The organism is Muriicola sp. Z0-33 (assembly GCF_026126425.1).
Taxonomy (GTDB): domain Bacteria; phylum Bacteroidota; class Bacteroidia; order Flavobacteriales; family Flavobacteriaceae; genus JAFMPW01.
Genome location: NZ_JAFMPW010000009.1, coordinates 167,546 through 176,697, shown reverse-complemented (window position 1 = coordinate 176,697; position 9,152 = coordinate 167,546). Strand labels below are relative to the sequence as shown.

8 protein-coding genes and 1 tRNA gene are annotated in these 9,152 nt (G+C 40.7%); 2 read left to right on the top strand and 7 right to left on the bottom strand.

The genetic code is table 11. The features are described 5' to 3' along the window. Positions 1–172: 172 nt before the first annotated feature. From J1G40_RS13535 to J1G40_RS13525, 3 genes are all read right to left on the bottom strand, one after another. Positions 173–260: transfer RNA gene (locus J1G40_RS13535), tRNA-Ser, on the bottom strand. A gap of 69 nt (positions 261–329) precedes the next feature. Then, positions 330–1,358, bottom strand: coding sequence for an asparaginase (locus J1G40_RS13530; protein WP_265243184.1), 1,029 nt, complete (start codon positions 1,356–1,358; stop codon positions 330–332). A gap of 58 nt (positions 1,359–1,416) precedes the next feature. Then, positions 1,417–2,184, bottom strand: a complete 768-nt coding sequence (locus J1G40_RS13525; protein WP_265243183.1) for a TatD family hydrolase — start codon at positions 2,182–2,184, stop codon at positions 1,417–1,419. Between the two features lie 37 nt (positions 2,185–2,221). On the opposite strand from J1G40_RS13525, the gene J1G40_RS13520 reads away from it, so the two are divergent. Next, positions 2,222–2,668 (top strand): retropepsin-like aspartic protease, encoded by a 447-nt coding sequence (locus J1G40_RS13520; RefSeq protein WP_265243182.1) that lies wholly within the window; start codon positions 2,222–2,224, stop codon positions 2,666–2,668. Positions 2,669–2,712: 44 nt separating this feature from the next. On the opposite strand, the gene odhB is transcribed toward J1G40_RS13520, so the two are convergent. After that, entirely contained in the window at positions 2,713–3,936 is a 1,224-nt protein-coding gene (gene odhB / locus J1G40_RS13515; RefSeq protein WP_265243181.1) for a 2-oxoglutarate dehydrogenase complex dihydrolipoyllysine-residue succinyltransferase, read from the bottom strand. A gap of 6 nt (positions 3,937–3,942) precedes the next feature. Then, positions 3,943–6,759: a 2-oxoglutarate dehydrogenase E1 component gene (locus tag J1G40_RS13510; protein ID WP_265243180.1), complete on the bottom strand. Its 2,817-nt coding sequence runs from the start codon at positions 6,757–6,759 to the stop codon at positions 3,943–3,945. 101 nt (positions 6,760–6,860) lie between these two features. Here J1G40_RS13510 and J1G40_RS13505 point away from each other — a divergent pair, with 101 nt between their 5' ends. Then, the gene (locus J1G40_RS13505) at positions 6,861–7,397 is read left to right on the top strand and encodes an alpha-ketoglutarate decarboxylase (protein WP_265243179.1); all 537 of its coding nucleotides are present in this window, start codon (positions 6,861–6,863) and stop codon (positions 7,395–7,397) included. On the opposite strand, the gene J1G40_RS13500 is transcribed toward J1G40_RS13505, so the two are convergent. Then, positions 7,394–7,747 carry a hypothetical protein gene (locus tag J1G40_RS13500; protein WP_265243178.1) on the bottom strand — a complete coding sequence of 118 codons (354 nt, stop codon included), beginning with the start codon at positions 7,745–7,747 and terminating at the stop codon, positions 7,394–7,396. The genes J1G40_RS13505 and J1G40_RS13500 overlap by 4 nt on opposite strands. Positions 7,748–7,855: 108 nt before the next feature. Continuing rightward, positions 7,856–9,130, bottom strand: a complete 1,275-nt coding sequence (locus tag J1G40_RS13495; RefSeq protein WP_265243177.1) for a metal-dependent hydrolase family protein — start codon at positions 9,128–9,130, stop codon at positions 7,856–7,858. Positions 9,131–9,152 lie beyond the last annotated feature (22 nt).

The following is a 9,152-nucleotide window of genomic DNA, read 5'->3' as shown; positions in this document are numbered from 1 at the left end:
GCAATCCCCATACATTATAATACTAAAGGATTCACTCGCTATGCTCGTGCATCCCAAAAGACTATGCTGGCAATACATTGATGAACATTTCTGCTTTGCAGAAATCCATTTGCTCATTCAAAATTTTGCTGAAGCAAGCTTCGACAAAATTTATCTTTCGCAAATGTATTCGCAGAGAGGAAGGGATTCGAACCCTCGATACACTTTTGGTGTATACACACTTTCCAGGCGTGCGCCTTCGACCACTCGGCCACCTCTCTAAGTATCCATTTTCAGGGCGAGCAATAAACAAAAAAAAACTTAGTTCCCGAAATTTTGAAGCGTTAATTTTAAGTCATTTCTCCACGCAATGAAGTCTCAAAAATCGATTTAAACGACTTTGAAGACACGCCACTTCCAAGAAGATACATCAGCTTTGTAATAGCGGCTTCGGTAGTAATGTCTTTACCGTTAATTACTTGCATCTTTTGCAGGGCTTCACTGGTTTCATACTGGCCCATTATTACACTCCCTCCTGAACATTGCGTAACATTAACTATATATATACCATTGCGAATAGCCTGGCCAACCTCTTTGAGAAACCAATCTTCTGTTGTGGCATTCCCTGCACCGTATGTTTCCAATATAACTGCCTTTAAATTTGTGGCAGAAAAAATGCTTCTCACTATTTCCTTGTTAATTCCCGGAAATAGTTTTAGTATAGCTACCCTGTTGTCCATTTGTTTTTGGACAAACAATGGCTTTCTGCCTTTACGCCTCAACAGGTTCTCCTGATTTACTTTTAAGTGTACACCAGATTCGGCCAGTGCAGGATAGTTTAAAGAAGCAAAGGCTTCAAAATGTTCAGCATTAATTTTAGTCGTCCTGTTTGCCCTGTATAATTTGTATTCAAAGTACAAGCAAACTTCTGTGATCACCGGTTTAGTCCTTTGTTGCAAGGCAGCGATCTGAATAGAGGTAATCAGATTTTCTTTCGCATCTGTCCTTAAATCTCCAATAGGTAACTGTGAGCCGGTGAATACTACAGGTTTGGAAAGATGCTCTAGCATAAAGCTAAGCGCCGAAGAAGAATAACTCATTGTATCACTTCCGTGTAGCACTACAAAGCCATCGTATCTGTCATACTGTTTCTCAATAATACTGGCGATTCGCACCCAATGTGTAATATTCATATTGGAGGAATCTATCGGCTTTCTAAATGAAACGCTTTTTATACTACAGGCCAACTGGGCTAACTCCGGAATATGAGTGAGTAATTTTTTGAAATCAAAAGATTTTAGGACCCCGGTTTTATAATCCTTTACCATACCAATGGTTCCACCAGTATATATGAGTAATATTTTAGTTTTCTTTTTCAAATCAAGATAGATTTTGCCTGCCTGCTGCCGTTTTATATTTACAAAAGCCGTATTATAACTAAATCCCAAAAACTTCTTTGGAATTTGCAGTGGTTATCGCCGCAATTTCCTCTGGCGAAACCCCATAAATATCCTTTAATTTATCCAGTACCTGAATTAGGTATGCACTTTCATTTCGCTTTCCTCTAAAAGGAACTGGGGCCAGATAAGGAGAATCGGTTTCCAAAACAATATGGGACAAATCTATCTCCTTAAGGAAGGCATCTATTTTGCCGTTTTTAAAAGTAACTACCCCTCCTATGCCCAATTTCATATTATAACCAATAGCTTTATGCGCATCTTCTATAGTACCGGTAAAACAGTGAAATATACCAAAAAGATCTTCTCCTTTTTCTTCCTCAAGTACCTCAAAAATTTCAGCAAAGGAATCTCTGCAGTGGATAACAATCGGAAGCCTGTATTTTTTGGCCAGCCTTATCTGGTATTTAAAGGCTTTTCTTTGCTGCTTAAAAAATGAAGTATCCCAATACAAATCTATTCCTATTTCCCCAACTGCATAAAATTTACGCTGCTGCAACAGAGACTCTACTTGTGACAACTCTTCCTGATAATTCTCCTTAACACTGGTAGGATGCAGCCCCATCATCAAATAAACATTATCCGGATACATCTGCTCCAGATCAAACATCGCCTTTGTATAGGAAGAATCTATTGCAGGAATAAAAAATCTTTGCACCCCCTTGGACAAGGCATTCTGAATAACAGCATCCCTGTCTTCATCAAAGGCTTCGCTATAAAGGTGTGTATGGGTATCTGTTAAAATCATGCAACAAAAATAGAATTATCTTTGTCAAAAAGAGTGCATGAGTAGTCTTAAAAAATTTCTTAAGAAGAAAAACTATATTAAAATTCCTTTGGTACTTACGGCTACCAATCATATGGAGGTCATTGCCATGATAAATGGCATTACCGGGAGGTTTATTTTAGACACTGGTGCTTCCAATACCTGTGTAGGATTCGACAAGATAGATTTCTTCCAACTCACATCAAAGAAGTCAAAAATTAAAGCCGCCGGTGCCGGGGCTACAGATATGGAAACCCTGATATCCACAAAAAATGTTTTGAATCTGGGCCCGTGGAAGAAAAAGAAGCTCAAAATAGTGCTATTTGATCTTATCCATGTTAATAGTGCCCTAATCGCCCATCAAGCACTACCGGTTGACGGTATCATAGGCGCGGATATTCTTAAAAAAGGTAAAGCCGTTATTGATTATGAAAAACGAAGTCTCTATCTTAAGGTAAAGAAATAAGTTACTCCAAGAATCAAACTACAAGAACCTACAAATAGCCCGATTTATAATTCCAGTGCTTTCTTCACCTGACCATCCATCAATAATTCAACAGGATTTTCAAGGGCCTCTTTTACTGCGACCAGGAACCCAACCGATTCCTTCCCATCAATAATGCGATGGTCATAAGACAGGGCCACATACATAATCGGTGCAATAACAACCTGCCCATCTTTTGCTACAGGCCTTTGGACTATATTATGCATTCCAAGAATAGCGCTTTGAGGAGGGTTGATAATAGGAGTTGATAACATAGACCCAAATACCCCACCATTAGTTATGGTAAATGTTCCTCCGGTCATTTCATCAACAGTGATCTCCCCTTCTCTGGCTCTTATCGCCAGACGTTTTACTTCAGATTCCACTCCTCTGAATGTAAGATGCTCTGCATTTCTAATCACCGGAACCATTAATCCTTTGGGCCCGGAAACAGCTATGCTGATATCACAAAAATCATAACTCAACATTTCCTTGCCATCTATCATGGAGTTTACAGCAGGGAACAATTCCAAAGCCCTTACCACCGCTTTGGTAAAAAATGACATAAATCCTAAACTCACCCCGTGCTTCTCCTTAAAAGTCTCCTTGTACTCAGAACGAAGATCAAATATGGGCGTCATATCCACCTCATTAAAAGTGGTCAGCATTGCAGTTTCGTTTTTAGCTGCTACAAGTCGCTCCGCAACCTTCCTTCTCAACATAGAAAGTTTTGTTCGGGTTTCACCGCGACTTCCGCCAGTAGGACTGCCCATAGAAGGAACGGCATTAACTGCATCTTCCTTGGTTATCCTACCGTCCTTACCCGTCCCGGTCACACTCTTGGCATCTATTCCTTTCTCATCTAATATCTTCGCGGCAGCTGGTGAAGGCACCCCAGTTGCATAGGTCTCCTTTTTTTCAGGTTTTGGTTCGGCTTCCTTTTTGGGAGTCTCTTTAACTTCTTGCTGATCTTTAGATGCAACAGCTTCTGATTCATCTCCTTCGGGTTTGGCAGCACTAGTATCTATAAGACACACTACCTCACCCACAGCTACTGCATCACCTTCTTCGGCTTTCAGAGTTATTGTTCCACTTTCTTCCGCAGGCAGTTCCAGGGTGGCCTTGTCAGAATCCACCTCGGCTATTGCCTGATCTTTTTCAACATAATCCCCATCGCTAACAAGCCATTCCGCAATTTCAACTTCCGTTATGGACTCCCCCGGGGAGGGAACTTTCATTTCTAAAATCATGCTGTATTATTTAGTTTTATTATTCTTTGTTTTAACCCGAGTCATATTGCTCTTTGTTTTGTCGAAAACAAAATCGATTACCTGTTGGTGCCTCATTTTGGATCTTACCGCACTACCTGCTGCCGGAGAAGCATAAAAGCGTCTGGTGGCCACTCTGAATTTAGCAGCATCACTAAAATGCATCATCATATGACTCCAGGCTCCCATATTTCGTGGTTCTTCCTGAGCCCAAACCAGATCATCGGCTTTTTTGTATTTGGCAATAACCTCTTTCATCTGTTCCGAAGGCAATGGAAATAGTTGTTCAACCCTGATCAAAGCAACATCCTCCCTCTTGTTTTCCTCCTTTGTGGCCAGCAGATCATAATAAAATTTTCCTGTACAAAAAACCACACTTTTTACCTTATTTACATCTGCTGAAACATCATCTATAACTTCCTGAAAACTGCCTTTTGTAAACGCCGCCACTTCAGAAACTGCTTTTGGATGACGCAAAAGGCTTTTGGGTGTAAAGACTATTAATGGTTTTCTGAAATTCACTTTCATTTGCCTTCTTAGCAGGTGAAACAAATTGGCTGGAGTGGTACAATCTGCAACATACATATTGTCTCGTGCACATAGTTGAAGATAACGTTCCATTCTTGCCGATGAATGCTCAGCACCCTGCCCTTCATATCCATGAGGGAGCAGCATTACTAAACCATTTTGCAATTTCCATTTGTCCTCAGCTGCCGATATATACTGATCTATCATTATCTGGGCCCCATTGCTGAAATCCCCAAACTGGGCCTCCCAGATAGTCAGGGTATTTGGACTCGCCATTGCATAGCCATAATCGAACCCTACGACGCCATATTCCGATAAAAGTGAGTTATAAATTTGGAACCTTCCCTGCTTATCGGACAAATGATTGAGCAGTAAAACTTCTTCTTCACTTTCTTCAACTTTCATTACAGCATGTCTGTGAGAAAAAGTTCCTCTTTCAACATCCTGTCCGGACATACGGACACCATAACCTTCTTCTAACAGGCTGCCATATGCCAAAAGTTCTCCCATGGCCCAATCCAGTTTGTCAGATTCAAAAAACATCTTCCTTCTGTCATTGACCAGTCGCTCTACTTTACGCAAAAACTTTTTGTCTTTTGGCAGTTGCGTTATAGTATCGGCTATGGCTGTAAGCTTCTTAATATCATATCCGGTTTCAACGGCTTCCATCATCTCCCACTCCCGAACATTCTCGAAACCTTTCCACTCATCTGCCATAAAAGGTGTGATTTCGGTTTTATCTTCTTGCCTGGAAACTACTAATTCTTCCTCTAGAGAAGATTTGTATTCATCTTCCAGCTTCTTAACATAATTCTCATCTATAATTCCTTCAGCTCTAAGCCTGGCGGCGTAAATATCTCTGGGATTGCTGTGCTTGGATATTGCTTTGTATAATTTGGGTTGTGTAAACCTGGGTTCATCGCCCTCATTATGTCCGTATTTCCTGTAACCCAATAAATCAAGAAATACATCTCTTTTAAAACGCATGCGATATTCCAGTGCAAAAAGTGCTGCATGTACAACCGCTTCTGCATCGTCAGCATTAATATGGAGTACCGGGCTTAAAGTAACTTTACCCACATCGGTGCAATAGGTAGATGATCTGCCATCCAGATAATTAGTGGTAAATCCTATTTGGTTATTAACAACAATATGAATGGTGCCATTGGTCTTATAGCCATCTAGATTGGCCATCTGGACTACCTCATAGGCCAATCCCTGCCCGGCAATGGCAGCATCTCCATGCACAACAATGGGTAATACCTTTGAGAAGTCATCAGGATAATGAGTGTCTTGCTTCGCCCTTGTTATTCCTTCTACAACAGCACCTACGGTTTCCAGGTGTGAAGGATTAGGAGCAATATTCATATTAATTCTGTTCCCATTTCCCGATTTACGTTCCGAGGTCCAGCCTAAATGGTATTTCACATCCCCATCAAAAATCTCTTGTTCGTAATCCTTACCATCAAATTCACTAAAAATATCTTTGGCAGATTTTCCAAATATATTGGTAAGCACGTTTAGCCGCCCTCTATGGGCCATTCCCATGACAAATTGTTTTACCCCCAGTTCTGCAGCCCGCTCAACAATAGCATCTACTGCCGGGATCAAAGTTTCATTTCCTTCTAACGAAAATCTTTTTTGACCGACGTACTTAGTATGCAGGAACCCTTCAAAAGCAACTGCCTGATTTAATTTCTTTAATATGTACTTCTTTCTTTCACTAGAAAAATTTGGATGGTTATCATTAATATTCAACCAATCCTGAATCCACTGAACGCGTTCCGGGCTCCTGATATACATATACTCTACCCCAATGGCATCACAATAAATCCGCTGCAGATGATTAATTATATTCCTAAGCGTATTCTGTCCTATCCCTATAATTTCACCGGCACTGAATACCACATCCAAATCCCTGTCCGATAATCCAAAATTTTCAATGTCTAAAGTAGGGCTGTATTTTCTTCTTTCCCTTACAGGGTTGGTTTTGGTAAACAAATGACCTCTGCTGCGATAACCATCTATTAATCTGACAACCTGAAATTCTTTTTGAAGCGACTCGGGAATGCTTATCTCATCTCCATCAATCAATGCCGTAGCTCCGTTTTGTCCCAAACCTCCGGCCAGGTCACCAGCACTTTCAACTCCAAAATCGAACCCCTGAAAAAAAGCGCGCCAACTTGGCTCAACACTATCTGGATGGATAAGATATTGATCGTACAATTCAGCAAAAAAAGAAGTATGGGCAGTATTTAAAAAGGAATATTTATCCATGGACGTTATAACTGTCTTTACTAGAATAATTCATCAAAAATACAACATTTCAAGCTTTATAGAAGTATCTTAGAGCCTATTATTGATAATTTTGAATGCTAATGGCACATATAAAATATAGCTCCCCAAAAAAGATAGCAATTTGTATATTTCTTGGTCTTTTCTGCGCCTTAGGTTACTCCCAAAATCTGAATTCTTCAAACGACTTTTGGAACAAGGTACGATATGGAGGTGGGCTGGGTTTAGGGTTTGGAAATAATTCTTTCAATATAGCTTTGGCTCCAAGTGCTATCTATCAGGCCAATGATTATTTTGCGGCTGGTATGGGGTTGAGTTTCAATTATTATAAGTTTGGAGATGCTAAGTTTACGGCCTATGGGGGAAGCCTGCTGACCTTGTTTAATCCTGTAAGACCTATACAGCTATCAGCTGAATTTGAACAACTTAGAGTAAACCGATCAATTGAGTCTTTTGATGGGAGCCGCATTGAAGATAACTACTGGTCCCCGGCTTTGTTTTTTGGCTTGGGTTACAGCAACCAAAATGTCACCTTTGGAATACGATATGATGTTTTGCACGATGCTCAGAAAAGCATTTATGCGGATCCATGGATGCCCTTTATAAGGGTATATTTTTAATTCGAAAATTTGTCTTTCAACCTTACTTTCAACAGTTCCCGTTTAAGAATAAGACAACCTACCTGATCTGCCACCTCAACAACATCTGTTAATTCCAGTTCCTTGAAGGCTTTTTCAGGGACATCGATAACATAGAGTAGATTTAAATAAGCCGTAAAGTCTTCCAAAATAAGACGGTATATTTTTTCGCGAAGAAGCACTACAACTTCCCTTGGACTAACCGCCGTTAGCTCGTCCATGGACACATTGGCCATCTCGAAATCCTTGCTAAGCTGCAGTACCAGCTTATCATATAAGGCCTCTGTAGCAGCTGTTTCCAGTATTTGAAGGGCTTCGTTTTCTCCAATCATGGGTAGAAGATAATAAGTTGTATTAAAAAAACCCGGATTCCCCAATTGGTATATTATCTGTCTGGGCGTTTGCCCGATACTTTTAATCAGAAGAAGACCTGCTGCTTTTTACTGCTTATAAATAACTCCTTCTTTCATTACAAACTTCATATTTTCTAAAGTTGTAACATTCTTCATAGGATCTTCATCTACTGCGATAATATCCGCAATGAAACCAGCTTTGAGTTGACCGAGACTTTCTTTCATTCCAAGTAATTCGGCATTAGTAATTGTAGCACTTTTGAGCGATTCTTTAACGGGCATCCCTGCCTCAAGCATATAACCAAATTCCTTGGCATTTTCGCCATGGGGTGAAACCCCGGCATCGGTCCCAAAGGCAATAGGCACTCCTTTTTTATATGCCTTCCCAAATGTAACCTGACTAATGGGACCTATTTCCCTGGCTTTCTGAGCAACAATTGGTGGTAAAAATCCAGGGATTTCCGCCATTTTTGCTGCTTGTTTCCCTGCTGAAATGGTAGGAACCAAAAAAGCGTTATACTGCTTCATTAATTCCATGGTCTCTTCACTCATAAAAGTGCCATGTTCGATAGTTTTAATGCCCCCTATAATAGCACGTTGCATTCCCTCATCTCCATGAGCATGTGCTGCAGTGAGCATTCCATAATCTTTAGCGGTTGCCGTAATTGCCTTTATTTCTTCTACTGTAAACTGTGGATTCCTCCCGTTTTTGGCAACACTCATTACTCCGCCTGTAGCCGTAATTTTGATTACATCCGCCCCGTCCTTATAACGTTGTCGTACCGCCTTTTTCCCATCTTCAGGCGAGTTCACAACACCTTCTTTTGGCCCTGGATCCCCTTTAAGGTCTTCACGCATTCCATTAGTAGGATCGGCATGACCCCCTGTTGTGGCAAGTGCTTTCCCCGCAGTAAATATCCTCGGCCCTTTTACCAGTCCTTTATTAATTGCCTTGCGCAAAGCAATATTAACCCCACTCCCCCCCAAATCTCGGACGGTCGTAAAGCCAGCCATTAGGGTCCTCTCGGCATAAACAGTGGATTGGAAGGCTACATCTGCCGGGTTTTTGGTAAATTTATCCAGGTAGCGGGTAGGGCTAGATTCCCCTTCAATATGTACATGCATATCTATAAATCCTGGCAGTACCGTTTTACCTTTAAGGTCTATGACCTGGTCTTCGGCAGTTGCTTTGGTATACCCATTGTCTATTCGTTTAATCTTATTACCGGTTACAACAATGGTTTTTTCCTTAAGTAGTTTACCAGATTCTGTATCTACAATTGTTCCGCAATGCAAATAGGTGTCCTGAGCAAAGACCACAGCCGAAAATAACATTAGGACAAAATAAATGGTGTTTTTCATGATTTTTATTATTGCTTTATTA